The organism is Bradyrhizobium sp. P2_E8, assembly GCF_056403875.1.
The window spans coordinates 1-939 of the sequence record NZ_JBFUES010001652.1 but is presented as its reverse complement, the minus strand read 5'-3'; the positions used below and the strand labels follow the sequence as shown (position 1 = coordinate 939).

The 939-nt window shown below is 64.2% G+C and carries 1 pseudogene; it reads left to right on the top strand.

From position 1 onward, the window contains the following. Nucleotides 1-142: 142 nt before the first annotated feature. Nucleotides 143-939: pseudogene (locus tag AC1D00_RS43000) on the top strand (DUF1236 domain-containing protein); the annotation flags it as partial.

The following is a 939-nucleotide window of genomic DNA, read 5'->3' as shown; positions in this document are numbered from 1 at the left end:
GTTCACGGCACGGCTGACGCTGAAGGACGCAATGTGAGCGCGATCTGATCGGCTCACTGGTGAACGGCTTCGTTCCACTCAGGAACCTTCGCACCGACAGAACGTTCGCGTCTGTTGTTGTGATTTACTGAGGAGAGGGACCATGCCAAAGCATTTGATGTTGTCGACTGCAGCCATCGGACTCGTGCTCGCATCAGGCTACGCCTATGCTCAGGCGCCCGGTGAGCGCAGAGACGAGCCGAAACGGACCGAGGAACCGGCGACAGGCGCCGCGCCGCAGCGCGGTGGATCGGCCCAGGAACGAGTTCAGGAACGTGCGCAGGGCGCCCAGGAGAGACTGCAGGGAGCGGGCCGCGAGGAAAAAGCCGGCGCTACCAGGCACGATGAACCGAAGGCGAAGGATCAGGCGCAAGAATCTCGCGAGCCTGCGCGCGATCGCAACCGCGAGGCCGAAAGCGCGAAACCGGGACGCGACAGCGGAAAGAGCAGCGCCGAGACGAAGCAGGACAAGTCCGCACCGCAGAAATCAACCGCCGAGTCCGAGAAATCCAAGGCCGGCCCCGCTGGCCAGCAGAACGAGCGCACGGGCGCAACGGCCAATCAGAACGAGCGCAACCAGAGCCAGCCTCCGCGCAATGCCGAGCAACAACCGCCGGCGCAACAGAACAACCGACCCGCAACAGCGACGGACACGAGCCGGACGGCCCCGACCAACAATGCACAGACCGCGCCGGCCGCCACGGGCACGCAGACCAATCAAGCCAATCAGACAACCCAGACCAACACGCAGGTCAATCAGCAGGCCCAGCTGACCTCCGAGAAGCAGGTGCGGATCTCTGAGACTGTGAGCCGCGCAAGCCTAGCGCAGCCGGAGCGGAATCTGAACATCTCGATCCGGGTCGGCGAGACGATCCCTCCACGCGTGCGTCTCTACCGGCT